The organism is Pseudomonas sp. BC42, assembly GCF_021560055.1.
In the GTDB taxonomy this organism is placed as follows: domain Bacteria; phylum Pseudomonadota; class Gammaproteobacteria; order Pseudomonadales; family Pseudomonadaceae; genus Aquipseudomonas.
On sequence record NZ_CP091067.1, the window covers coordinates 4,157,555 to 4,181,735 of the forward strand.

Genomic DNA, 24,181 nt, shown 5'->3' on the forward strand with positions numbered 1-24,181 from the left:
GTCGGGAAGGAATCAGGCCGCGCTGCGCGGTTGCAGCCAGCGGCGGAACAGGCGCGTGACCCGGGGCATGAAGACGTAGACCACCAGCAGCACGATGCTCAGGGTGATCAGCACCGTGGCCGGCACATAGCCACCAAGCCAGGGCAGCAGGGCAAACACCGGCTTCCACAACTGCGGCACCAGGAAGCTCAGCGGCAGGATCACCAGGAAGGTCACGCAGGCCTGCTTCCAGCGTGGCGGTGGCGTTGGCGCCGCGCTGTCCTGGGGGGTGAACCAGAATTCGCGATCGGCGTTGATTTCGGTCTGGTCGCCATCGGCCAGCAGGTGCTGGGCCTGCTCTACCAGCTCGCGGCGGTCGGCGGAATCCAGCCAGTTCTGCAACTGCTCGGTGCTGGCAAAGCGCAGCACGCTGGTGAACAGCCCGAGACCGCCGCTGTGGCCGCGGACCACGTCGATGCCCAGGTGTCCCGGGTAGCTGCGGGCCTTGGCGATGATCTGCCGCAGCCAGGTTTCATAGGCCTGTTCCTGGCCCTGCTTGATCCGGTGGCGCACCAGCAGGGTCACGACACCATCGGTGAGTTCGATGTTCATCAGAAGGCTCCAGGGTCCGGGAGGAGATGGCATCGGGGGCAGCCCGGCTGCCCCCGCGCTTCACAGTTAAGCTCAAGATTGCTGGATGAACGTCAGCAAATCGTGGTTGAGACGCTCCTTGTGGGTGTCGGTCAAGCCGTGGGGCGCGCCGGGATAGACCAGCAGTCGGGCGTTGGCGATCAGCTTGGCCGACGCCCGGCCCGCAGCGTCGATGGGCACGATCTGATCATCGTCGCCATGCACCACCAGGGTCGGGATATCGAAGCGCTTCAGGTCTTCGGTGAAGTCGGTTTCGGAGAACGCCTTGATGCAGTCATAGGCATTCTTGTGCCCGGCCTGCATGCCCTGCAGCCAAAAACTGTCGATCATGCCCTGGGACACCTTGGCCCCCGGACGGTTGAAGCCGAAGAACGGACCACTGGCAATGTCCTTGTACAGCTGCGAACGGTCGGCCACGGCGCCGGCGCGGATGCCGTCGAACACCTCCAGCGGCAGGCCCCCGGGGTTGGTTGCGGTCTTGAGCATCAGCGGCGGCACCGCCGAGATCAGCCCGGCCTTGGCCAGGCGCCCGGTGCCATGGCGGCCGATGTAGCGCGCCACTTCGCCACCGCCGGTGGAGAACCCCAGGAGCACCGCATCCTGCAGGTCCAGATGCTCGATCAACTGCGCCAGGTCGTCGGCGTAGGTGTCCATGTCATTGCCGTCCCAGGGCTGGCTGGAACGTCCATGACCGCGCCGGTCGTGGGCGATGACGCGGTAGCCATGCTCGGCCAGGAACAGCATCTGCGACTCCCAGCTGTCGGCGCTCAGGGGCCAGCCGTGGCTGAAGACCACGGGCTGACCGCTGCCCCAGTCCTTGTAATAGAGTTCGGTGCCGTCGCGAGTGATGAAGGTGCTCATGTCAAATGTCCTTATGTTCGAGAGATCAACACCGGACACCGACGGCATCCGGTACATCAGGTCCTGGCCTTTTCTCCGGCAAGCCGGCTCCTACAGCTGACGTTGCGGGGCCTTGTGCACCATGCTGTAGGCGTAGTCCACGCCCATACCGTAGGCGCCGCTGTGCTCCAGCACCAGGCCCATTACCGCGTCGTAGGTGTCCTTGTGCGCCCAGTCGCGCTGGTATTCCAGCAGCACCTGTTGCCAGGTCACCGGCACCGCGCCGGCCTGGATCATCCGCTGCACGGCCATGTCGTGGGCTTCCTGGCTGGTGCCGCCGGAGGCATCGGTGACGATGTACACCTCATAACCTTCGGCCAGGGCTTCCAGGGCCGGGAAGGTCAGGCAGACCTCGGTCCACAGCGCCGCCATCACCAGTTTCTTGCGCCCGGTGGCCTTCACCGCCTCCACCAGCTTGCGGTCTTCCCAGGAGTTCATCGAGGTGCGTTCGATGGGCTGCTGACCGGGGAACACCGCCAGCAGTTCCGGCCAGATGTAGCCGCTGAAGCTTTCGGTTTCCACCGAGGTGAGGATGCTCGGCACGTTGAAGATCTTGGCCGCCTTGGCCAGGGCCACGGTGTTGTTCTTCAGGGTCTGGCGATCGATCGATTGCACGCCGAAGGCCATCTGCGGCTGGTGGTCGATGAGGATCAGGGCGGAGTTGGCGGGGTTGAGCAATTCACGAATGGACATGGCGCGTTCCTTTTGCAGTCAGAGAGTGAGGGTCGAACATGACCGGCTGATGGCGCTGCTTGCGCCCCGTTGCGTCCGGCTTGGTGGCTAATTTAGGCCTTGTCCGAAATCGGAACAATTCCCTAAAATCGGGAATCATTGATTCCAAATAAGGGACAATCATGGACCGCATCCAATGCATGCGCGCTTTCGTCGTCACCGTTGATGAGAATGGCTTTGCCGCCGCCGCCCGAGCCATGGACGTGCCCCGCTCCAAGGTCAGCAAACAGATCCAGGCCCTGGAAGAGGCCATTGGCGTGCAACTGCTGCAGCGCACCACCCGCAGCCTGCACCTGACCGAAGCCGGCGCCGAGTACTACGAAAACGCCCGGGAGGTGCTGGCGGCCCTGGACGAGGCCGAACAACGGGCCCGGGACGGCGTTGCCGAACTGCGCGGCGTGTTGCGGGTCAATGCGCCGATGTCCTTCGGCCTGCGCCGGCTCGGGCCGCTGGTGCCGCTGTTCCATGAACAGCACCCGCTGATCGAGTTGCAGCTGGTGCTCAGCGACCAGCAGGTGGATCCGGTGCGCGGCGGTTTCGACGTCACCCTGCGCATCGCCAGCCTGCCGGATTCGTCGATGGTGGCCCGGCAGCTGGCGCCGGCGCCGCGGATCATGGTGGCCGCGCCCAGCTACCTGGCCCGGGCCGGAGTGCCCGGCCATCCCAAGGACCTGAGCAGCCACCAGTGCCTGAACTACGGCTACCTGCAAAGCGGCGTCAGCCTGCAATTGAACAACGGCAGCGACACCCAGCGGGTGCACGTCACCGGGCCGCTGCACGCCAACAACGGCGACCTGCTGGCCCAGGCCGCCGAGGCCGGCATGGGCATCGCCCTGCTGCCGGACTTCATCGTCGAAGACGCCCTGGCGGCCGGACGCCTGGTGCCGGTGCTGTGTGAATGGCAGGCGCCGCCCATCAGCATCAACGTGGTCTACCCCTCGGCGCGGCGGGTGCCGCAGAAGACTCGGGTGTTTATCGACTTTCTGGTGGGGCACCTGACGGAAAAAACCGTGGCCTGAGCCAGCTGACAGACGTGCGCCTTCGCCCGCAAGCGGGCTCCTACACTCAGAGAAGTGTTCCCGGAATAGGCGCAGCTCATCATGAAAATCCCCCCCAGGCTGGCCGTCTCCAGCCTTCTCGGCGCCCTCGCCTACCTGGGCCTGGCGATCTGGGGCATTGGCGGTTTCGCCACCTTCTTCGGCCATCCACAGTTGACCCTGATCACCCTCGCCACCCTGCTGATGGTGGTCGCTTCGCTGTCCAGCGAGGTCAACCTGAGCAGCGGCGTGCGGGAAGATCAGGGCAACCGTTGGGTGCTGCCGGTGTTCGGGGTGATCGGCCTGTTGAGCGGCTTTGTCCCGGCTTACAGCGACCGCATGGATTTCTGCACTTTCGGCGGCGAAGGCCTGCGCTGGCTCGGCGCCTTGCTGTTCATCCTCGGCGGTGTGCTGCGCCTGTGGCCGGTGTTCATCCTCGGCCGGCGCTTCAGCGGCTTGGTGGCGATCCAGCCCGGTCACCAGTTGGTGGTAGACGGCCTCTATCGCCACCTGCGCAACCCCAGTTACCTGGGTTTGCTGGTGAACGCCGTGGGCTGGGCCCTGGCGTTTCGCTCGGGGCTGGGGCTGCTGCTGGCGGCGCTGACCCTGATTCCGCTGATCGCGCGGATTCATGCCGAGGAAGCCCTGTTGCTGGAGCATTTCGGCCAGGCGTATGAAGATTATTGCGCCCGTAGCTGGCGCCTGCTGCCCGGTGTCTACTGAAGCGCTGTAAAAAAAATCAGACACTTCTGCCGACAAGGACGCACCGCTCTAGCACGCGCCTCTGCCCATGGTTGAGAGGCGCTCGCCAGGGGCCTTGGGCCCTTTACCCCCCTTACATTGGCTGGCGGATTCTTGCAGTATTGAACCGCCCTGAGCCTGCGGCGCCCTGTATTCGCCCTGCCAGTGCCCGGTTCCTATCAAGAATAATCACCACGAACTCGACAGCGAGATCACCCGGCGATGTGCCCCCTGAGCCCGTATCACGGATTCGACAGATCAGCTCCCGCGCCCCTGCACTGTGGCCGCGGTGGTGACGTCGACGCTCGGCTCTCGCTGCCCCGCTCACGCCCCGTCACGCCTCATGAGGTTCATGAGGACCGCGCCGCCGATATCGGCGTGTACTTGCTGGACAGGTCCTGCCCATGAAGCTTCTGGTCAACCTGCCCATGGCCCTGTGCCGCTCCCGTCTGCGCCACTCCTCACGTCCTCCGGATCGCTCGCCTGCGGCCTGATCGCGCGCCCCTGCGCGTAACGCCCCAGAACTGATTTCTGCCCTTGCAACCGAGCCGTGCGCGGCATCGTTGCAGGACCTGAAAACCTGCGCGCCCCAATGGCGCAAGCGAGAATCCGATGAAATTTGCCGCCCTCGATGAAGCCCGTGACTTCCTGGCCGCCCACCCCGATATCGACATGATCGAGCTGTTCATCCTCGACGCCAACGGCGTGCCCCGAGGCAAACTGCTGCACCGCGAAGAACTGCTGGCGGTGTATGAAAGCGGCCGGCCGCTGCCCAGCACCATCCTCGGTCTGACCCTCAATGGCGACGACGTCGAGAACTCCGGCCTGGTGTGGGACGTCGGCGATATCGACTGCCGCGCCTACCCGCTGGCCGGCAGCCTGGTACGCCTGCCCTGGCGGCAGATCCCCACTGCCGCGGTGCAGGTCAGCATGCACCCGCAAGAGGGCATGCCCGCCAGCATCGCCGACCCGCGCCACCTGCTGATCAAGGTCATCGACGGGCTCAAGGCCGAGGGTTACCACCCGGTAATGGCCTGCGAACTGGAGTTCTACCTGCTGGACGCCAAGCGCGACGGCAACGGCCGGCCGCAACCGGCCCTGGACGCCGACGGCGGGCGCCCGCGCAGCACCCAGGTCTATGGCCTGCGCGAGCTGGAGCAGATCGAACCGTTCCTCGCCGACCTCTACGCCGCCTGCAAACTGCAAGGCATACCAGCGCGCACGGCGATCTCCGAATACGCCCCGGGGCAGGTGGAAATCACCCTGGAGCACGGCGATGCCCTGCAGGCCATGGACCAGGCCGTGCGCTACAAGCGCCTGGTCAAGGCCGTGGCCCACAAGCACGGGATGCAGGCCACCTTCATGGCCAAGCCGTTCGATCACCTGGCCGGCACCGGCATGCACATGCACGTGAGCATTGCCGATGCGGCGGGCCGCAACCTGTTCGCCTCCGAGAATCCGGCCGGCACCCCGCTGCTGCGGGAGGCCGTGGGCGGCATGCTCGCGTCCCTGCTCGACTCCCTGCTGCTGTTCTGCCCCAACGCCAACTCCTACCGGCGCTTCCAGGCCAACAGCTACGCGCCCCTGGCCCCCACCTGGGGCGTCGACAACCGCACCGTGAGCCTGCGGGTGCCCGGCGGCCCGGCCAACAGCCGGCACATCGAACACCGCATCTGCGGTGCCGACGCCAACCCCTATCTCGCGGCAGCGGCGATTCTCGCCGGGGTGCATCGCGGCCTGCGGGAACACCTCGATCCGGGGGATCCGGTAGAGGGCAACGGCTATGCCCAGGCCACCGAGTTGCTGCCCACCGACTGGCTGACCTCGCTGACCGCCCTGGAGCAATCGGCCTGGGCCCGAGATGCCCTGGGCAGTGAGTTCCTCGGGGTGTACCTGGCGGTCAAGCGCGCCGAATACCGCCAGTTCATGGCCGAAGTCGGCGAACAGGACTGGCGCTGGTACCTGACCCAGGCCTGAGCCCCCAGTGACGATCTGCGCGCCTGGCCAGGCAGGCGGCCTTGCCGAACCTGAGCCGGGCCCGCCAGATCACCGTCCCCTACCCCTCCCGGTCGCCGCCAGGCCACCCGGTTGATTGTCTACGAGGAATTGCCCATGAACGCCGCCTTCGACCCGCGGACCCCGGCAGCCGAGCGCTGCCCCAGCTACTACAGCGCCACCCTGAACCAGGAAACCCACTACCCGACCCTGCAAGGCACCCATCAAGCGGATGTGGTGATCATCGGCGGCGGCTTCACCGGCGTCGCCAGCGCGGTGGAACTGGCCGAACGTGGCCTCAAGGTGGCCATCGTCGAAAGCCACAAGATCGGCTGGGGCGCCAGTGGGCGCAACGGCGGACAGGTCACCGGCAGCCTTTCCGGCGACGAGGCCATGCGCAAGCAGATGGGCCGCAGCCTCGGCAAGGAAGTCGACGACTTCATCTGGAACCTGCGCTGGCGCGGGCACCGGATCATCCAGCAGCGGGTGCAAAAGTACGCCATCGCCTGCGACCTCAAGCACGGTCATCTGCACGCCGCCTACAAGCCCAGCCACCTGCCGGGGCTGCGCGCCGACTACGAAGAAGCGCTGCGCCGAGGCATGGGCGACGAAGTCAGCCTGCTGGACCGGGCCCAGGTCCGCGGACTGCTGGAAAGCGACCTCTATCACGGCGCGATCAAGAACACCCGCAACCTGCACCTGCACCCGCTGAACCTGTGCCTCGGCGAAGCCCGGGCTGCCGAAAGCCTGGGAGCGCTGATCTTCGAACACAGCCAGGTGCTGGAAATCGTCCACGGTGAGCGCCCGGCAGTCATCACCGCCCAGGGCCGCATCGACGCCAAGCAGGTGCTGCTGGCCGGCGACGTCTACCACAAGCTGGAGCCGAAAAAACTCAAGGGCAAGATCTTCCCGGCCATGGGCGGCATCGTCACCACCGAGCCGTTGGGCGACCTGGCCAAGCGCCTGAACCCGGAGGACCTGGCGGTCTACGACTGCCGCTTCGTGCTCGACTACTACCGCATGACCGCCGATGGCCGCCTGCTGTTCGGTGGCGGCGCCAACTACAGCGGCAAGGACTCGCGGGACATCGCCGGCGAACTGCGCCCGTGCATCGAACGCACCTTCCCGGCGCTCAAGGGCGTGGGGATCGATTTCCAGTGGAGCTGCGCCATGGGCATCGTGATCAACCGCATCCCCCAGTTGGGCAAGCTTTCGGACAACGTCTGGTACTGCCAGGGCTACTCCGGGCATGGCGTGGCCACCAGCCACATCATGGGCGAGATCATGGCCGAAGCCCTGACCGGCCACCTCGGCCACTACGACACCTTCGCCGCCTGCCAACACATCCGCGTGCCCCTCGGCGACCAGTTGGGCAACCCGATGCTCGCGGCGGGCATGTGGTACTACCAGATGCTGGAGAAACTGCGCTGAGGGTTCGGTCAATAGGCCCCCCCTCTGGTCATTGTCAGTGGCCGCAACTACCCAAAGCCCAACCGATTCCGTACCATCGCGCCGCTCACGAGCGGCGCCAGGGAAGGCCATGTACAGACACTCATGCCTCCCTCCCTGCCTGCGCCTTGTCCAAAGTCACTTTCAGGGTTCCCCATGTTCCGCGTACTCAAGGCTTCGTCCTTACTGCTGGCCACCAGCATAGTTTCTGGCTGCATCAGCCAACCCGCCGCCATCGTCAGCGCCCCTCTGCAACCCGCAGCCAACGAACCCACGACCTATCTGGTGGGCGCTATTGGCCCGCAGTACCTGGGCGGCGGCGGTGCCGCCACCAACCTGCGCCTGCTGATTCGCAAGCGCGGCTCAATCAATGGCGCCGCGGCACTCTGGGAGGGCGACCCACGGCCAACGCCTGAGGACATCCATGAACCCCGCGCAGCCGGCAGTGTATTTGTCATGCCGCTCAAACCGGGTGATTACGAGTTCTACAACTTCCAATTCTGGTCCATGGTCTACACCCCGGGGCTCGGCTCACGACTGCAATCCCAGGAAGCGCGCGAAGAGTTCGTACTGCCGCTGCGCCTGGAGGCGGGCAAGGCGTATTACATCGGCGAGTTTCGCTCGGTCTGCAGCCAAGTGACCCAGTGCTTCTTTGCCTGGAGCAATCAGATGCCCCGTGACGCCGTGATTGCCCAGCGCCAGGTGCCGGGGCTGCCGGAGCTGCAATGGATGCCGCTGGATCTGGACAAGGCCAAGCCCTTCATCCTTCCCGTCGACAAGCAAACCAGCCCAGCCAACGCCACTGCGGAGATTCATCCATGAAATCCTGCCTGACCCTTTGCGCCCTTCTGCTGCTCGCGGGCTGCACAGCAACCGACACCTTGCCGGACCGTCCGCTGACGGATGGCCAAGCCTATTTGATGCCCCTGCATGTGATGGTCGATGACCCATTACGCGCCGCTGAGTTACGTAACGCCTTGCGTGCCACCGGGGTGTTCGCGGATGTCCAGACCGGCGCCGGACAAGCTGGCGACTACAGCGCCCGTATTCAGTTCAAGTCCGAGCGGGACATGCCGCCAATGCCGTTGATCTTCCTCAGTGCAGCCACTCTGTTCCTGATGCCGCTCTCCAATGGCATCGACACCCACACCGACATCAGCCTGCTGCACGAGGGCAAGCTCCTCAAGCGCTACAGCTATCGCAACCTGACGCATAAATACACCTGGTTGCTGGATCAAGGCGGTGAAATGCAAGAACAGAATATCCAGCGCATCGCCCGCGCCTTTGCTGGCGATCTGCGTCAGGATCAACTGTTGCCAACCGCGAGTCAGGCCCAATGAACCCCATAGGTTTGACCACCCTGCTGTGCAGCGCACTGATCATCACCGGTTGTGGCACCCGAATGGCACCGCTGGACTACCGCAGTCAACATCCCTATGTACCGCTGACCCTGGACCTGGGCCCGGTGAAAAGTCGCTTCGACGAACAGGAGCAACGGGAAACCATCGCCGCCCTGCGTCAAACCGGAGCCTTCTCCTTTCTCGATGGTGGCTACAGCCGCAGCGGCTACCGCCTGCTGATCAGCGAGCCAGGCGGCAAGAGCGCGGGGTTGCTTGGCGCGTTGAATGCCATCACCCTGCTGACCTTCCCCATGCCCTACTCCTACCAGAGCAACTTGCGCGGCAGCCTGCTCAAGGACGGCCAACTGCTCAAGACCTACGACTACCGTCGTGAAGGCTATAGCGTAGCGGCCTGGTATGTTCCGCCGGTGCAGGTCGAAAGCCGCAGACAGATGCTCGATGAACTGCTGCATGACTTGGAAAAGGACCGTTTGATTCCTCAGGAGAACCCACGCTGATGACTGCCAGCCTGTACCGGGGCGGCTGCCTGTGCGGGCAGATTCGCTTCGAGGCCCGAGGGCCTGCCGCCAATCCCCACACCTGCTCGTGCCAACTGTGCCAGCGCCACAGCGGTGCCTTGACCCTGGCCTGGGTCGAGTTCCCCCGGGAACGGGTGACCTGGACCGGCCCCGGCGGCGCACCGGCGACCTTCAGGTCGTCGGACTATTCGAGCCGGACCTTTTGCCGGGCATGCGGCAGCACCCTGGGGGCTGTCGATGACGAGCCGACCCTTGCCCTGCTGCTGGGCTGCTTCGACGACAACCGCGACCCGGCCCTGATGCCAACCCACCATTCGTTCAGCGATCGCTGGCCAGACGGCTGGCAGCCTACGTCGCAACCACCGCTCAACGCCGGGCAACAACCCGTTGCTCCAGAAGCTGAACAGGCTCGGGATAGCGCTGCGCCAACCCAATACAAAGGCCCACCGCATGAGTGAAACACCCCTGCACCGTGACAGCCCCCTCGCCTCGAACGTCTGGACCTGGTACGGCCAGGACGAGTACCGAAAGATCATCCTGCTGGGAGAGTTGGGCCCGGCCCTGGAGTTCCTGGCCTCGGAGGCCGACCGCCAACGCACGGAGGTCGGCTGCTGCGCCGAGTGTGGCCTGTGGTCCAACCACCTGGATTATCTCGAGGGCTTCGTGAAGCACTTTCCGGCGTACCTGGCGCCCACTCTGCACCCGCGCCTGCAAGCCCTATTGAGCGGCTGTGAAGCGCTGTGCCGAGAGGCCTACGGGGTAACGCTGGAGGACAACGGCTTCAAACACCCGCAATGGCTGCCCCTGCGCCAGGAAGCGCGTGAGTTGCTGGGCATGCTGGGTTGGCAGGACGTGCGCGAGCATATGCCCGAGCTGATTGAAGAATGCCGGGCGAGCTTGAGGAAATGGCCGGATTGAAGGGCGGGTGGCCGCGCTTGGCTGGCGCGGTTGTTCGCTGGCAAGCCAGCTCCTACGGCCGGGGGTGATGGAGTAGGAGCCGGCTTGCCGGCGAAGGCGTCGGCTCAGGTGGGACTGCGGGGCAAGGCGCGTTTGTGAGCGGTGCGCCGGTAGGCGCTTTCAATCAGTTGGCGCACGCTATCGGGCACCGGTTGGCCCATCAGGTAGGCATCGATTTCTTCGTAGCTGCAACCGTAAGCCGTTTCGTCCAGCTTGCCCGGAGCCAGTTCCTCCAGGTCCGCGGTGGGCGCCTTGTGCACCAGATGGCCTGGCGCGCCGAGGGCATCGGCCAGCAGCCGCACCTGGGTCTTGGTCAGGCCCGACAACGGGGCCAGGTCGCAGGCGCCGTCGCCGTACTTGGTGAAGAAGCCCATCAGGGCCTCGGCAGCGTGGTCGGTGCCCACCACCAGGCCATTGCTGAAGTTGGCCACGGCGTACTGCGCGATCATCCGCGCCCGGGCCTTGACGTTGCCCTTGGCAAAGTCCGTGAGGGCCGCTGAAGGCTGCAAGCCGTCGATCCGCACCTGGCTCATCAGGCCGTCGACGCTGTCGGCAATGTTGCAGGTACTGACGGCATCGGCACCGATGAAGTCCAGGGACGCCTGGGCATCGCTTTCGTCCGCCTGGTTCTTGTAGGGCAGGCGCATGGCGATGAAGCGGGCCTCATGCCCTGCCCCGCGCAGTTGCTCCACCGCCAGTTGGCACAGGCGGCCGGCGGTCAGGGAGTCCACCCCGCCGCTGATGCCCAGCACCAGGCTGCCGCACCCGGACTCGCGCAGCACCTGCTGGATAAAGTCCACGCGCCGGGCGATCTCGGCGGCCTCGCCACCGCGCACCAGTTGCCGGTCGACGCCCAGTTCCCGGGCGATACGTTCTTGGGTTGGGTTGCTCATGTCAGGCCTCCAGGGGCGAGTGGGCAAGATCGACGTTGAACACCTGGGCCGCGTAGCGCAGGAACGACGGGTCTTCGCAGACGTTCTTGATCGGGTCGTCGGAGAACTTCACCACCGGCTCGCCATGCACCCGCACCAGCTTCATCACGATGCTCAGCGGCTCGACGCCTTCGACGTCGCAAGCCAGGCTGGTGCCCATGCCGAAACCGAACCGGGCCTGGCCGCGCACGTGGCGCAGGATCGGCAGGCATTTCTCGAAGTTCAGGCCGTCGGAGAACATCAGGTCCTTGGTCCGTGGATCGATGCCCAGTTCGCGGTAGCGGGCCAGGACCTTGTCGGCCCAGAGCAGCGGGTCGCCGGAATCCTGGCGCAGGCCGTCGTAGAGCTTGGCGAAGTACAGGTCGAAATCCTTGAGGAAGAAGTCGGTGCTGATGCAGTCGGTCAAGGCGATGCCCAGGCGCCCGCGGTACTCGTGCACCCAATTCTCCAGGGCCGCATTCTGGCTCTCCCGCAGCCGTCCCAGTTGCTGGTGCACCATCAGCCACTGGTGGGCCATGGTGCCGATCAGCGGCAGGTCGAACTCATAGGCCAGGTGAGCATTGCTGGTGCCGACGAAGACCCCGGGAAAGTCGCTGCGCATGATCTTCACCACTTCGCGCTGGGCCTTGAACGACAGGCGCCGGCGGGTGGAGAAATCCGAGACGCGGAACTCGGCGAGTTCGTCGCGGCTGGCGTTTTTCTCCAGCCATTCGAACTTCTGATAGAGCCGGCGGGTGACGTCCTCCAGCTCCACCTCGGGGTATTTATCGCGGTTGCGCAGCTCGCTGACCATGGCCAGTACCGGCTGTTCGAACATGATGCAGTGCAGCATCGGGCCACGGACGCGGATGCTCAGCTGGCCATCGACGGCGGCCACGTGGATGTAGCGCAGGTTGAAGCGGAACAGGCCGAGAAACTGCTCGAAATCCGGGGTCAGGTATTCGCGGAAGCGCTTGTTGAACAGAAAGCGCTGTTCGCCTTCGCGCATCTGCAGGCCGGCGAGCTTTTCCAGCTCCTGGCGGATCTCGGGGATCAGGTGCACCAGGGACTCTTTGGAGCGCACGATGAACTGGTATTCCACGTCGACATTGGGGTGCTGGTGCAGCACCGCCTGCATCATGGTGAAGGTGTAGTAGTCGGTGTCCAGCAGGCTCTGAATCACGCCGTTGTTACGGTCGAATGCACTTTCCATGATGACTCCTCAAGCCTTGGCCAGTCTGGCGGTTTCTTCGCGGGTCGCGGCAACCGTGATGCCCGCTTGTTGCATGTCGGCGATGGCCCGGGTGGCGCCCTCGGCGCTGATGGCCCGGCACGCCGGCAGGTGGATGATCACCCTGAAGCCGGCGGCGGCCAGCTGCAGCGCGGTGGTCTTGACGCAGAAATCCAGGGCCAGGCCGCCGACGATGACCTGTTGCACGCCCTGGCTGTTGAGGTACTCGATGACCCCGGTGGACAACTTGCCGTGCAGGTCGTGGTAGCAGGCACCGTAGGGGTGCAGGTCCGGCTCCACGCCCTTCCACACGAAGTAGTCGTAGTCATAGGGCGTGGGCAATTCATCCAGCAGGGTGAAGCCTGCGGTGCCCGGCACGCAGTGGCTGACCCAGGTCAGGTCGGCATGTTCCAGTCCGGTGGGCTGAAGCATCTGTTGATGCCCGGCCACCACCCAGGGCGCCTGGGGGCTGTGGGCATCCTTGCTGCCAATGCGCAGGCTGGCCAGGGTCGCCATGAAATTCAGTTCGCCACCGATGCGGTCGCCTTCGGCCACGGGCAGCTCGTCCGGGCACAGCGGGGTGAAGCTCTTTTGCGCATCGACATCGAAGGAAGCGGTCTTCATCGTTTGGCTGTTCATGCTGGGTCTCTCCTCTGCATGGAGCACAAAGTATATGTCATGTACTTTCATGGCAAGCCCCAACGCATTTTATTTTTATCCTTCTGCTAAAACGCACTGATAAAGCCAGCTGAAAAAGAAGATGTTCCACAGGCAAAAGCGATGATAAGGTACACGTCATGTACCAAACGAGGAAAAGCAGATGTTTGAACTGGCCCTCTATGGCGGCGCCTTCAACCCGCCCCACGCCGGACACGCCCAGGTGATGCTCGAAGCCGCGCGCCATGCCCGCCGGGTACTGGTAGTCCCGAGCTTTCGCCACCCGGATGGCAAGCGCATGGCCGATTTCGAGCAACGGGCCAACTGGTTGCAGGCGATCACCACGCACTTGCAGCCCGAGTGCCAGGCCGAGCTGGCGGTCAGCCGCCTGGAGCGCCAGCTGGCCCTGGCCGACCCGGGTCCGGTCTACAGCTTCACCCTGCTGCAACGCCTGGCCGACGACCTGGCCCTGGATGGCAAGCGCATCGCCCTGGTGGTGGGTGAAGACGTGGCGCGGCAGTTGCCCAGGTTCCATCGCGGCGAAGAATTGCTGCAACGCTTTTCCATCCTCTGCATCGAGGAACAGCCCGGAGTGCGCAGCAGCGTGTTGCGCCAGTGCCTGGCCCGGGGCGAAACACCGCCCAAGCAGTGGCTGGCACCGGGCCTGAATCCGCTAAACTACGGCCTCTACGCCGTCCACGGAAGTTGATATGCAAGACCGCCCCCCCCTCCCCAGCGCCTACCTGCACACCATCGACCTGTGCCTGCTGCGCTACAACCGCGAGCGCTGCGAGCTGGAAATCCTCCTTCACCAACGGGACAGCGAGCCATTTGCCGGACACTGGGCGCTGCCGGGCATCGTGGTCAACGGCGATGTCGAGGACCGCAGCCTGAATGACGCCGTGGAACGCCTGCGCCGTTCGAGCAAGGTCGACATGCCCCTGGCCTGGCTGGAACAGGTGGGCACCGTGGGTGACGCCTTCCGCGACCCGCGCTGCTGGTCGTCCTCGACCTTCTACCTGGGGATTGTCAGCGACCCGGTGCAGCCGGGCCCGCAGCAGGGTTTCTTCGCCCTCGGCGAGGTGGCCAGCGGCGCCTTCAAACTGCCGTTCGACCACAACAGCCTGGTGGCCCAGACCAGGGAGCGGCTGTTTTCCAAATCCCTGTACAGCAGCCTGCCGCTGATGTTTCTCGGCCAGGAGTTCAGCGCCCCCGAGGCGGTGAGCATCTTCTCCCGGGTACTGCAACGGCCGGTGCTCAAGACCAGCATCCGCCAGCGCCTGCTGAAGATGAGCGAAGCCGGTTACCTGCAGGAAACCGGGCGCAAAAAAAGCGGCGATGGTGGCCGCCCGCAAGCCACGGTGGAAAGCCTCAAGCCCACCGAGCTGTACCTGTTCGATCGTTGTTTCCTGGAGTAATAACGCCCATGAGTTCCACCCCCGACAACCAATGCCTGCTGCAAACCCCCTACTTCAAGGTGGTCCGCGAAAACGGCTACTTCATCATCAAGGAAGCCCAGGCGATCAACGGCGTGGTGGCCGTGCCGACCCTGGCCGATGGCCGGCTGATGCTGGTCGAGCTCAAGCGCCGGGCCATTGGCGGCCAGTCCATCGAGTTTCCCCGGGGCGCCATCGATGCCGGGGAAAGCGCCTGTGACGCCGCGGTCCGGGAGCTGCTGGAAGAAACCGGCCGGCAGGCTTCGTCCGTGCGCCAGCTGGGCTTGCTGCACAGCAATACCTCACTGATCGCCAGCGCGGTGGCGGTGTGTCAGGTACAGGTCACCGAGCAGCAGAGCGCCGCCACCGACGGCGAGGTGGACCATGTGCTGTGGGTCAGCCGCCAGGAGCTGCTGGCCATGATCGCCGCCGGCCGGATCACCGACGCTCATACCTTGTCCGCAGCGATGATGCTGCTGGCCGCCGAATCGGCCTGACGCCCCCATTTTTCCAGGGCGAAATCGACGAAGCTGCGCAGCTTGGGCAGGCGGTAGCGGTCCTGGGCATACAGCAGGTGCATGGTCCGAAACGGCAACTGATAGTCCTGCAGCACCGGCACCAGCCGGCCCTGCTGCAGGTCCTCCTCCACCAGCGCGTCGGGCATCATCACCAGCCCCAGGCCGCCCCGGGCCGCGCGGTGCAGGCCGGACGAGGTATTGGTCAGCAACGAGCCGGACACCGGAATCAGCACATCGCCCTCGGGCCCGCGCAAGGGCCAGCGGGTGGCGGTGGAACTCCACTCGTCACCGGCCGGGTAGGCGAACGCCAGGCAGTTGTGATGCTGCAGGTCTTCCGGGACTTGCGGGGTGCCGCAGCGCTCCAGGTACTCCGGCGCGGCGCAGATGGTCAGGGTGTAATCCTGCAGCCGCCGGGCGATCAGCGCCGAGGTGTCCAGATTGCCCAGGCGCACGGCCACGTCAAAAGCGCCATCACTCAGATCGAAGCGCTGGTTGGCCAGGGTCAGTTCCACCTTGACCTGCGGGCAGCGCTGCTGGAACTCGCTCAAGGCCGGCGCCAGGCGCTCGGTGCCAAAGGTCAGCGGCGCGGTGATGCGCAAGGTCCCGGAAGGCTCGCCCTGGGCCTGCTCCGCCAGGCGCTCGGAGTCCGCCACCAACCCCAGCACCGCCAGACAGCGCTGGTAGTAATCAGTGCCGAACTCGGTCAGGCGCTGGCGTCGCGTGGTGCGGTTGAGCAGGCGCACCCCAAGGCGCTGCTCCAAAGCCCGCAGATGATTGCCGACCATGGTGGTGGACAAACCGCACTCACGGGCCGCAGCGGTCATGTTCCCCGCCTCCACCACCTTGACGTACACCGACATCGCCTGGAACAGATCCATTATCAACCCTGACTTCAAGATGATTAAAGAATTGCCGAGTTTATCTAGCCTGAGTGACTAACGATACTGGCCGCACACCCCAACAAGATGGAGTCGCCCGCCATGACCGCCGCCTGCCTGATGAGCACCTACCAGCCCCTGGCCCTGAGCTTCTGCAAGGGGTTGGGCAGTCGACTTTGGGACCAGGCCGGTCGCGAGTACCTGGACGCCATCGCCGGGGTCGCGGTAACGGCCATCGGCCACGCACACCCCAAACTGGTCAAGGCCATCAGCGAACAGGCCGGCCTGTTGCTGCACAGTTCCAACCTGTACGACATCCACTGGCAGCAACAGCTGGCCACCCGACTGACCGCGCTGGCCGGGATGGACCGGGCCTTTTTCAACAACTCGGGCGCCGAAGCCAACGAAACCGCGCTCAAGCTGGCGCGGCTGCACGGCTGGCACAGGGGCATCGAACAGCCCCTGGTGGTGGTCATGGAGGACGCCTTCCATGGCCGCACCCTGGGTACCCTGGCGGCCAGCGACGGGCCCGCCGTGCGCCTGAACTATGGCCAGTTGCCAGGGGATTTTCTCCGGGTGCCCTTCGCTGACCTCAAGGCGCTGCAGGCCGTCGTTGCCGAGCACGGCCCACGCATCTGCGCAGTGTTGCTGGAGCCGATCCAGGGCGAGAGCGGCATCCGGCTGGCGCCCGCCGGCTACCTCAAGGCCCTGCGCGAGCTGTGCACCCGGCGCAACTGGCTGCTGATGCTGGACGAGATCCAGAGCGGTGTCGGCCGTACCGGACGCTGGTTCGCCTGTCAGCACGAAGGCGTGGTGCCGGATGTGATGACCCTGGCCAAGGGCCTGGGCAACGGCATTCCCATCGGCGCCTGCCTGGCCCGGGGCAAGGCCGCGCAACTCTTCACCCCCGGCAGCCACGGCAGCACCTTTGGCGGCAACCCCCTGGCCTGTCGGGCGGCGTGCACCGTGCTGGAGATCATTGAGGAGCAAAATCTGCTGGCCAATGCCGAGCGCCAGGGCGCGCTGCTGTTGCGGCGCCTGCGGGAGGAGTTGCAGGGCCATGCCCAGGTCCTGGAGATTCGCGGGCAGGGCCTGATGGTTGGCATCGAGTTGCGCAACACACCGCGGGACCTGGTGCAGATCGCCGCGAGGGATCACGCTTTGCTGATCAATGTCACCCGCGGCAAGACCATTCGCCTGCTGCCGCCGCTGGTGATCGATGAAGCTGAAGTGGAGCAGATCGTTCAGGGCCTGCGGCAGCTCCTCAACGCTGCTTGAACGACACCGGAGCGCGGCCCGGGCCCGCCCCGGTGCCCCGGATCAATCGTCCAGGGCCTTGGGAGCGGCGGCGGGCTTGGCCGCTTTACCGGCTTTGGCGTTGGCCGGCTTGGCTTCGGGCTCGGGAGCCGGGGCCGGTGCAGCGGCCTGTTTCTCCGCGGCGGGCAACTGATCGACGGCCGTGAAGACCTCCTTGAGTTCAATCGCCCCGGAGTGCTCCAGCTTCTTCTCGCCGTCCTTGCCCACCAGGATCACCTTGGTCTGCGCCCCGGCTCCGAGCTTGAGGCTGCGGATCAGGGCCATGGTGGATTGCGGGTCGATGTCCTTGCCATCGCGCTGGCCGATGGTGTTGATCACGGTGTACAGGACCATGTTGCGTTCGTTAAAGGCTTGACGGGTTGCCGGCTCTTCCAGGGACTTTTTCAGGCTGACCAGGGTCGGGTCGACGGTGCTGGGGGCGATCACGATCAATGGCCGTGATTTGCCCAGGTCCTGAGTCAGTGGGCCATCGTTGTCGGCAGCCAGGACAGGGCCGGCGACAGCGAGCAGAGTAGCGAGGGTCAATGACCGAATGAACATGCGTCTCTCCTTATGTTTTCCACGCAGTAATGATTGCGCATTGCGGGAAAAGGTCCAGGCCGGGACTCAAAATCTGACATTTTTCTGCGCCGCGGCCCAGGCGTGCGCCGCCATCGCCGCCAGACGGCGCAGAATCCGGGCTGCGGCGTTTTTGACGTCGAACCGGACGGCCTGGCGCGTAAGGTTTTGTTGCATATACAGGGCCGCGACCGGGCTGCCCGCGCAATGGCGCGGGCAAACGTCGAGCGCCTTGGAGCAAGGCGCGGATCCAGTACCCTTCATGCCCACCCCCTATGGCGAGCGCCCAGGCCTGGCTGCCACATGGTGCTTGAATCCACCGAACAATGACCTGGAACAAACAACTCAATTAGCCGCCACTTGTTCTGCCGACGCTCGGCGAACTATAGTGCGGCGCGGCACGGACAGCCCTGCGACACACTGGTTAAAGCGACAACTCACCACATTCCCGAACACTATCCCGCCACGGATTTTTTCGAATGAGTGTCCGACCCCGATGATTCCCCTCCTCGTCTGCGATGACTCGAGCATGGCCCGAAACCAGGTGCTGCGGACCCTGCCCAGCGAGTGGCAGGTTTCCGTGACCCAGGCCTGCAACGGTCGCGAGGGCCTGGAGGCGCTGCGCCGGGGCTTGGGCAAGGTGGCACTGCTGGACCTGACCATGCCGGTCATGGACGGTTATCAGGTCCTGAGCGCCGTGCAGGAAGAAGGCATCGACGCGCAGATCATCGTCATCTCCGGCGATGTCCAGGAAGAAGCGGTGCGCCGCACCCGCGAGCTGGGCGCCCTGGCCTTTCTCAAGAAACCCTTCGATCCCCAGCAGTTGCGCGCCCTGCTCAAGCAACTGCAACTGCTGGACAGTCCGCCTCTCAAGCATCCGATAGCGCCCTCGCCGGCTCCTGTGGTGACCTTTCGCGACGCCTTCCGGGAAACCGTCAACGTCTCCATGGGCTACGCCGCGGCGCTGATCGCCAAGGTGCTGGATGTGTTCGTGCACCTGCCGATTCCCCACGTCAACGTGCTGGAAGCCGGGGAGCTGCAGATGCTCCTGGCGGACGCCAATCGTGCCCGGCAATTGACCGCCATCTGCCAGGGCTACATCGGCAGCGGCATCGCCGGCGAAGCCTTGCTGATGTTCTACGACTCGGAAGTGGCGGACATCGCCCAGCTGATGGAACAAGGCACCGATCCCTACCAGGAAATGGAAGTGCTGATCGACCTCTCCAGCGTGTTGATCGGCGCGTGCCTGAGCAGCATCGCCGAACAGCTGGACGTGTTCTTTTCCGTGGGCCACCCCCAGGTGCTGGGGGAACACACCACCATCGACGAATTGATCGTGCTCAATCAGCAGCGCTGGAAAAAGACCCAGGCGGTGGAAATCAGCTACAGCCTGGAGGAGCAGAACATCCACTTCGACCTGTTGCTGCTGTTCACCGAGGACTCCATGCCCCTGCTGGAACAGAAACTCGCCTACCTGATGAGTTGAGCCATGCCCAAACGAATGGATTTCAGTGAGCTGCACTGGTTGCTGGCGGTGGTCCAGAGCATTGACGTGGGGATCGTGGTGCTCGACCTCCAATGCCAGGTCCAGGTGTGGAACAGCTTTATGGAGAATCGTTCCGGCGTGCCCTCCAAACAGGCCATCGACCAGTCGTTCTTCGCGCTGTTCCCCGAGGTCGAACGGCCCTGGTTCCGCCGCAAGCTGAGTCGCGTGGTGGCCCTGGGCACCCCGGCCTTCACCATCTGGAAACAACGGCCGTACCTGGTGCACTTCAAGAACTACCAACCGATCACCGGCCAGGGCGAGTTCATGTACCAGAACACCACCCTGCTGCCGCTGCGTTCGTCCAACAGCGAGATCCACCACGTCTGCCTGGTGATCTACGACGTCACCGACGTGGCGATCAACAGCCTGGCGCTGCAGCAGGCCAACCGGCAGTTGCAGCACCTGTCGCGCATCGATCACCTGACCCAGCTGTTCAACCGCGGTCACTGGGAACAGCGCCTGGCGTTCGAGTACAGCCGCCACGGCAGCGCCATCGCCCTGCTGATGCTGGACATCGACCACTTCAAGTCGATCAACGATCGTCATGGGCACCAGGCCGGGGACGCGGTGATCCAGCGTGTCTCGCAACTGATCCACGCGCACGTGCGCGACAGCGATGTGGCCGGGCGTTACGGCGGCGAAGAGTTCGCCATCCTCCTGCCCCACACCGACCTGACCGGGGCCCAGACCCTGGCGGAGCGCCTGCGCCAGTCGGTGGAGCAGCAGGAGGTGATCCACAACGGCCAGGCCATCGCCTTCACCATCAGCCTGGGCATCGCCTGCCTCGACCGACCGGCCCGCGATCACCGCTGCCTGATCGAATGGGCAGACCAGGCGCTGTACGCCTCCAAGCACGCCGGGCGCAATCGGGTCAGCACCTACGCACCTTGAACAGCGGCACTCGGGCGCCTTGAACAGGGGCACTCAGGCCCCTTGAAAAAAAAACCGCCACCAAGGGATAAACTGCGCGCTTTTCCGGTCAATCCCCCGGTCTGCTACGCCTTTTCCAGCGCCACAAGGAGTCCCGTGCGCATGTCCCAGTCGAATTCGAACCTCTCCCCGCAAGAGCAATGGCAGAAAGCCGTGCTGAGCTATGCCCGCGACATCAACCACTATGTCGAAACCGGCACCCGCGAGGGCTGGAAGGGCTTGAAGGAGCCGAACATGCCCGATACCGAGCACCTGTTGCAGGACTGGCAAGCGGCCCTGGAAGCGAGCAATCAGCGCCCCCATGATGAGGCCGCGCGCCAGGCCTTCCGCCAGGACTGGCCGCCGGCACACTTCCCACTGACGCCGCGCCTGGAAAGCCAGGGGCGGATGATCCCGACCCTGGCCCTGTTGCCGGACGGCAGCCTGCTGGCCCGCATCGGTGCGCCCTACGAGGCCGGCTTTGTGGTGCATATCGACGATGCAAGGATCGAGACCCTGGAGCAGGTGGAATGCTTCGGCATGTGCCCGCAACGGCGTTATTTCGCCTGGGGCCGGGCTGACGGCATCCAGCTCACCGATGGCTGGAATGGCCCGCAGGTGGCGAGCTTCCCCTGGCCCGATCCCCACGCGAACCTGCCTGCGGGCGTGGAGCTTGAAGACACCGGACGCCCCGCTCCCTCCAGCCTGATTCCCTTCCCCGACGGGCGCCGGGTGCTGCTGGTGAGCGCCGACGGTATCTTCGTCCTGGCTGCCGAGGGCGCCACCCGCCTGCTGCGCAGCCTTGAGGATATCCAGCAGGACCTGGCCGAAGGCGTCGCCTCCGAGGACCTGAGCATTGGCCTGAGCATGGAACATGGCGCGGTGTCGCCCGACGGCCAATGGATCGCCGTGGGCGAACAATGCGGCATGCACCTGGTGTTCGATGCCCAGTTGCAACGGGTCGCGCAGATCGGCCCCGCCAGCGAGTACCCGCACTTCGCGCACTTCAACTCACGCGGCGATCGCCTGCTGCTCAATGCCTGCCACTTCTATGGCGGCGCCAGCCTCGGGGTGGCGGTGGCCGACCTGCCGGGGCTGAGCACCGACTTCTACAGCGACGACCCGCGCACCCCGGTGCTGGAGGAAGGCGCCCGGGTGTATGCCGCGGCTTCACGGGGCGACGAGTTCATCATCGGCGACGCCTACGGCTACCTGCGGGCCTTCAGTGAAACCGGCGAGCAGCGCTGGCAGCACTACATCGGCTCGACCCTCACCGCCATGGACATCAGCCCCGATGGCAAGACCCTGGTGGCCGCGACCTATGCCGGAATCATCGTCAAGATCGCCCTGGAGGGCGGGCGCCCGGACTGGCAGATCGGCACTGGCGAACACCATGAACTGCGGCGCTGGCTGTTCTGGAAGGACTTCGCCAAGCCCCTGCTGTGGTAAGGCGGCGTTAAACCGGCGGGCGCGAGAAACTCACCTGCATCTGCAGGTGATCCGCGTCGTCGATTGCCCGCAGGTACTCCTCCACGCTGACCTCGCCGGCACTGGACCGGGCGCCCGCTGCCGGTACATGGCCGGCCAGCAGCTTGTGCACTACCGCCACTGCCGCGCAGCTGGGGATCTCCGGGCCGTGGTCGTGGGTCGCGGTCAGCTGGGCGTTCATCGTCAAGGGCTGGCCATCCAGCCCCAGGCCATGGACGTCGACATACAGGGCGCTGAGGCCGTCGCCAAAACCTTCGAACCAGGTGCCGCAGCGATGCAGGCGCGCCGCCCAGGGCGCCGGGTCGCGCACCAGCCCGAGCTTCACGGCCTGAGCCAGCAAGGCGTTGGCCAGCCCGGCGACCTTCAGCCCGGCACCGGCCTTGAAGCTCAGGGTGTGGGCGCCGTAGCGCTCGGCGAACAGGTCCAGGTCCGGCACATCGACGTTGGCCACCAGGCGCCTGCCCAGCCCCGGCAACTTGCGCAGGGTCAGGCCCTGCCAGCCGATCACCGGGTGCGGCCGGCCATCCTTGAGTTGCAGGATCGGCCGACCGGCATAGGCCAGCACGCCCTGGATGGTGGACAGGCCGGGCATTTTCGCCGAGGAGGAAATGCCGTGCTCGATGCGCTCGATGCGGGAAAAATGCCCGCGATGCTCATCGATGATCGCCGCCGACAGGGTCGGCACCGAGCTGCAACCGCTGAGCACCGTCACCCCGGCGGCCCGGGCCGCCTCATCCAGCGTGCCAATGCCGCGCACGAACTGGCGGCAGTCGGCCAGGTCGCAGTAGTTGACCCCGGCCTCGATGCAGCCCTGGGCCACCGCGTAGGACTGGCCCTGGAACGGCCCTCCGGTGTGGATCACCCAATGCACGTCCAGGGCCTTGAGCGCCGGCGCCCACTGCGGGCCCATGGCATCGCCGCACCAACCTTCACAGGGCTGTCCACCCTCGGCTTGCAGCGCCTGAACCTTGGCCGCGAGCTTGCGTGGGTCGCGCCCGGAAATCAGCAGATGCACCCCGGGCGTACGGATCAGATAGCGGCAGACGATGCTGCCGAAATTGCCATAACCACCGACCACCAACACCCTGAGCGTCATTACCTGCATCCTTGAACCAAGCCATTGCGCAGCTGCCAAGCTGCCATTCGAGGCGCGGCAGCTTGGTTGATTTGCCAGCGCTCGACAAGTACCCGAACAACGCCAATCCGCGCCTGAAGTCCCCTCGGCAGGCATCCGTAATATTCAGTTAGAAAAAAATTGCCAATGCCGGTCCGGCATAATGCTATGCAAATTCCTCATCAACTACGGCCTTGCAGCGTGATAGCCTCGTCCTGCTATGTCGGCCTCGCATAACAAACCTGCCGGTTCGCGCAACCGAGCGGGATAAAGACGCCTTGCTACCCACCTTGTTTCATCTTCATCTGCCCAACTAACGTTTCGCTGCGAGCCGCTCTTTCCCCGGCTCGCCAAGGGAACTGATTGCAAAATTTGACTCGACCCCAAGGTCGATCTCTCGATCCTATCTCGGAGCTGTTATGTCCAGGCTTTCCCATCAAGATTTGCGCCGCGGTTTCCGTGAACTGATCGCCTCCTCGTCCTGCTACCACACCGCTTCCGTGTTTGACCCGATGTCCGCCCGCATCGCCGCCGACCTGGGTTTTGAAGTGGGCATCCTCGGAGGCTCCGTGGCCTCGCTGCAGGTTCTGGCGGCCCCCGACTTCGCCCTGATCACCCTCAGCGAATTCGCCGAGCAGGCCACCCGCATCGGCCGCGTGGCCCAATTGCCGGTGATCGCCGACGCCGACCACGGCTACGGCAACGCACTGAACGTGATGCGCACCGTGGTGGAACTGGAACGGGCCGGCATCGCCGCGCTGACCATCGAAGACACCCTGCTGCCGGCGCAGTTCGGGCGCAAATCCACCGACCTGATTTCCGTGGCCGAAGGCGTCGGCAAGATCCGCGCCGCCCTGGAAGCCCGGGTCGACACCGAGCTGGCGATCATCGCCCGGACCAACGCCGGCATCCTCCCGGTGCAGGAAATCATCAGCCGTACCCAGCAGTACCAGCGCGCGGGCGCCGACGCCATCTGCATGGTCGGCATCCGTGATTTCGAGCAACTGGAACAGATCTCCGAGCACCTGAGCGTACCGCTGATGCTGGTGACCTACGGCAACCCGGCCCTGCGCGACGATGCACGCCTGGCCGAGCTGGGGGTGAAAATCGCGGTGGACGGCCACGCCGCCTACTTCGCCGCGATCAAGGCCACCTACGACTGCTTGCGCGAGCAGCGGCAGATCTTCACCCAGGCCTCGGACCTGAGTGCCACCGAGCTGGCCCATACCTACACCCAGCCGGAGGACTACATCGTCTGGGCCAAGGAGTTCATGAGCGTCAAGGAGTAACACCGGCGA

The 24,181-nt window shown here is 64.9% G+C and carries 26 protein-coding genes and 1 pseudogene; 17 read left to right on the forward strand and 10 right to left on the reverse strand.

Going from position 1 to position 24,181, the window contains the following annotated elements:
- Positions 1–12: 12 nt before the first annotated feature.
- The 3 genes from L1O02_RS18485 to L1O02_RS18495 all read right to left on the reverse strand — a co-directional run bounded on the left by L1O02_RS18485 (position 13) and on the right by L1O02_RS18495 (position 2,223).
- Complete coding sequence (locus tag L1O02_RS18485) at positions 13–591, reverse strand: antibiotic biosynthesis monooxygenase (protein ID WP_060838795.1); 579 nt, start codon at positions 589–591, stop codon at positions 13–15.
- Between the two features lie 72 nt (positions 592–663).
- Positions 664–1,491, reverse strand: coding sequence for an alpha/beta hydrolase (locus L1O02_RS18490; RefSeq protein ID WP_108543022.1), 828 nt, complete (start codon positions 1,489–1,491; stop codon positions 664–666).
- A 90-nt stretch (positions 1,492–1,581) separates the two neighbouring features.
- Positions 1,582–2,223 (reverse strand): hydrolase, encoded by a 642-nt coding sequence (locus L1O02_RS18495; protein WP_060838793.1) that lies wholly within the window; start codon positions 2,221–2,223, stop codon positions 1,582–1,584.
- A 161-nt stretch (positions 2,224–2,384) separates the two neighbouring features.
- Between L1O02_RS18495 and L1O02_RS18500 the strand changes: the two genes are divergently transcribed.
- The 9 genes and pseudogenes from L1O02_RS18500 to L1O02_RS18540 all read left to right on the forward strand — a co-directional run bounded on the left by L1O02_RS18500 (position 2,385) and on the right by L1O02_RS18540 (position 10,281).
- Entirely contained in the window at positions 2,385–3,281 is an 897-nt protein-coding gene (locus tag L1O02_RS18500) for a LysR family transcriptional regulator (RefSeq protein WP_108543020.1), read from the forward strand.
- Between the two features lie 81 nt (positions 3,282–3,362).
- Complete coding sequence (locus tag L1O02_RS18505) at positions 3,363–4,022, forward strand: isoprenylcysteine carboxylmethyltransferase family protein (protein WP_060838791.1); 660 nt, start codon at positions 3,363–3,365, stop codon at positions 4,020–4,022.
- A gap of 630 nt (positions 4,023–4,652) precedes the next feature.
- Entirely contained in the window at positions 4,653–6,017 is a 1,365-nt protein-coding gene (locus L1O02_RS18510) for a glutamine synthetase family protein (RefSeq protein WP_060838790.1), read from the forward strand.
- 135 nt (positions 6,018–6,152) lie between these two features.
- Positions 6,153–7,466, forward strand: a complete 1,314-nt coding sequence (locus L1O02_RS18515; protein WP_235758456.1) for an FAD-binding oxidoreductase — start codon at positions 6,153–6,155, stop codon at positions 7,464–7,466.
- Positions 7,467–7,640: 174 nt separating this feature from the next.
- Positions 7,641–8,306 carry a hypothetical protein gene (locus tag L1O02_RS18520; RefSeq protein WP_015635215.1) on the forward strand — a complete coding sequence of 222 codons (666 nt, stop codon included), beginning with the start codon at positions 7,641–7,643 and terminating at the stop codon, positions 8,304–8,306.
- The gene (locus L1O02_RS18525; protein ID WP_060838788.1) at positions 8,303–8,824 is read left to right on the forward strand and encodes a hypothetical protein; all 522 of its coding nucleotides are present in this window, start codon (positions 8,303–8,305) and stop codon (positions 8,822–8,824) included. The genes L1O02_RS18520 and L1O02_RS18525 overlap by 4 nt, the downstream gene beginning before the upstream one ends.
- On the forward strand, positions 8,821–9,342 hold the full coding sequence (locus tag L1O02_RS18530; RefSeq protein WP_060838787.1) for a hypothetical protein: 522 nt from the start codon (positions 8,821–8,823) through the stop codon (positions 9,340–9,342). Before L1O02_RS18525 ends, L1O02_RS18530 begins: the two co-directional genes overlap by 4 nt.
- Positions 9,342–9,713, forward strand: a pseudogene (locus tag L1O02_RS18535) (GFA family protein); the annotation flags it as partial. The gene L1O02_RS18530 and the pseudogene L1O02_RS18535, both read left to right, overlap by 1 nt.
- Positions 9,714–9,813: 100 nt before the next feature.
- Positions 9,814–10,281: a hypothetical protein gene (locus tag L1O02_RS18540; RefSeq protein WP_060838786.1), complete on the forward strand. Its 468-nt coding sequence runs from the start codon at positions 9,814–9,816 to the stop codon at positions 10,279–10,281.
- Between the two features lie 104 nt (positions 10,282–10,385).
- Here the strand turns inward: L1O02_RS18540 and nadE are convergent, their stop codons facing one another.
- From nadE to L1O02_RS18555, 3 genes are read right to left on the reverse strand one after another with little or no spacing between them, the layout of a single operon-like run.
- Entirely contained in the window at positions 10,386–11,213 is an 828-nt protein-coding gene (gene nadE / locus L1O02_RS18545; RefSeq protein ID WP_108543014.1) for an ammonia-dependent NAD(+) synthetase, read from the reverse strand.
- Between the two features lies 1 nt (position 11,214).
- Positions 11,215–12,444 (reverse strand): nicotinate phosphoribosyltransferase, encoded by a 1,230-nt coding sequence (gene pncB / locus L1O02_RS18550; protein WP_060838784.1) that lies wholly within the window; start codon positions 12,442–12,444, stop codon positions 11,215–11,217.
- Positions 12,445–12,453: 9 nt separating this feature from the next.
- Positions 12,454–13,101 (reverse strand): nicotinamidase, encoded by a 648-nt coding sequence (locus L1O02_RS18555; protein WP_060838783.1) that lies wholly within the window; start codon positions 13,099–13,101, stop codon positions 12,454–12,456.
- A gap of 181 nt (positions 13,102–13,282) precedes the next feature.
- Here L1O02_RS18555 and L1O02_RS18560 point away from each other — a divergent pair, with 181 nt between their 5' ends.
- From L1O02_RS18560 to L1O02_RS18570, 3 genes are read left to right on the forward strand one after another with little or no spacing between them, the layout of a single operon-like run.
- On the forward strand, positions 13,283–13,828 hold the full coding sequence (locus L1O02_RS18560; protein WP_060843262.1) for an adenylyltransferase/cytidyltransferase family protein: 546 nt from the start codon (positions 13,283–13,285) through the stop codon (positions 13,826–13,828).
- Between the two features lies 1 nt (position 13,829).
- Positions 13,830–14,537: an NUDIX hydrolase gene (locus tag L1O02_RS18565; protein WP_060838781.1), complete on the forward strand. Its 708-nt coding sequence runs from the start codon at positions 13,830–13,832 to the stop codon at positions 14,535–14,537.
- An 8-nt stretch (positions 14,538–14,545) separates the two neighbouring features.
- Positions 14,546–15,052 carry an NUDIX hydrolase gene (locus L1O02_RS18570; RefSeq protein ID WP_060838780.1) on the forward strand — a complete coding sequence of 169 codons (507 nt, stop codon included), beginning with the start codon at positions 14,546–14,548 and terminating at the stop codon, positions 15,050–15,052.
- On the opposite strand, the gene L1O02_RS18575 is transcribed toward L1O02_RS18570, so the two are convergent.
- Positions 15,004–15,951: a LysR family transcriptional regulator gene (locus tag L1O02_RS18575; protein ID WP_060838779.1), complete on the reverse strand. Its 948-nt coding sequence runs from the start codon at positions 15,949–15,951 to the stop codon at positions 15,004–15,006. The two genes, L1O02_RS18570 and L1O02_RS18575, sit on opposite strands and share 49 nt — an antisense overlap.
- Positions 15,952–16,053: 102 nt before the next feature.
- Between L1O02_RS18575 and L1O02_RS18580 the strand changes: the two genes are divergently transcribed.
- The gene (locus tag L1O02_RS18580) at positions 16,054–17,229 is read left to right on the forward strand and encodes an aspartate aminotransferase family protein (protein WP_060838778.1); all 1,176 of its coding nucleotides are present in this window, start codon (positions 16,054–16,056) and stop codon (positions 17,227–17,229) included.
- Between the two features lie 42 nt (positions 17,230–17,271).
- Here the strand turns inward: L1O02_RS18580 and L1O02_RS18585 are convergent, their stop codons facing one another.
- Both L1O02_RS18585 and L1O02_RS18590 read right to left on the reverse strand, forming a co-directional pair.
- A complete protein-coding gene (locus L1O02_RS18585) occupies positions 17,272–17,808 on the reverse strand; it encodes a DUF4174 domain-containing protein (protein WP_108543010.1) in 537 nt (178 codons plus the stop codon).
- Positions 17,809–17,874: 66 nt separating this feature from the next.
- Positions 17,875–18,090 carry a hypothetical protein gene (locus tag L1O02_RS18590; protein WP_108543008.1) on the reverse strand — a complete coding sequence of 72 codons (216 nt, stop codon included), beginning with the start codon at positions 18,088–18,090 and terminating at the stop codon, positions 17,875–17,877.
- Positions 18,091–18,322: 232 nt separating this feature from the next.
- Between L1O02_RS18590 and L1O02_RS18595 the strand changes: the two genes are divergently transcribed.
- The 3 genes from L1O02_RS18595 to L1O02_RS18605 all read left to right on the forward strand — a co-directional run bounded on the left by L1O02_RS18595 (position 18,323) and on the right by L1O02_RS18605 (position 21,730).
- Positions 18,323–19,312 (forward strand): response regulator, encoded by a 990-nt coding sequence (locus L1O02_RS18595; protein ID WP_060838775.1) that lies wholly within the window; start codon positions 18,323–18,325, stop codon positions 19,310–19,312.
- 3 nt (positions 19,313–19,315) lie between these two features.
- Positions 19,316–20,263: a diguanylate cyclase gene (locus tag L1O02_RS18600; protein ID WP_060838774.1), complete on the forward strand. Its 948-nt coding sequence runs from the start codon at positions 19,316–19,318 to the stop codon at positions 20,261–20,263.
- A 141-nt stretch (positions 20,264–20,404) separates the two neighbouring features.
- A complete protein-coding gene (locus L1O02_RS18605) occupies positions 20,405–21,730 on the forward strand; it encodes a hypothetical protein (RefSeq protein WP_108543006.1) in 1,326 nt (441 codons plus the stop codon).
- Positions 21,731–21,737: 7 nt separating this feature from the next.
- On the opposite strand, the gene L1O02_RS18610 is transcribed toward L1O02_RS18605, so the two are convergent.
- Positions 21,738–22,865: a saccharopine dehydrogenase NADP-binding domain-containing protein gene (locus tag L1O02_RS18610; RefSeq protein WP_060838772.1), complete on the reverse strand. Its 1,128-nt coding sequence runs from the start codon at positions 22,863–22,865 to the stop codon at positions 21,738–21,740.
- 437 nt (positions 22,866–23,302) lie between these two features.
- On the opposite strand from L1O02_RS18610, the gene L1O02_RS18615 reads away from it, so the two are divergent.
- Positions 23,303–24,172 carry an oxaloacetate decarboxylase gene (locus tag L1O02_RS18615; protein ID WP_060838771.1) on the forward strand — a complete coding sequence of 290 codons (870 nt, stop codon included), beginning with the start codon at positions 23,303–23,305 and terminating at the stop codon, positions 24,170–24,172.
- The last annotated feature ends 9 nt before the right edge of the window (positions 24,173–24,181 follow it).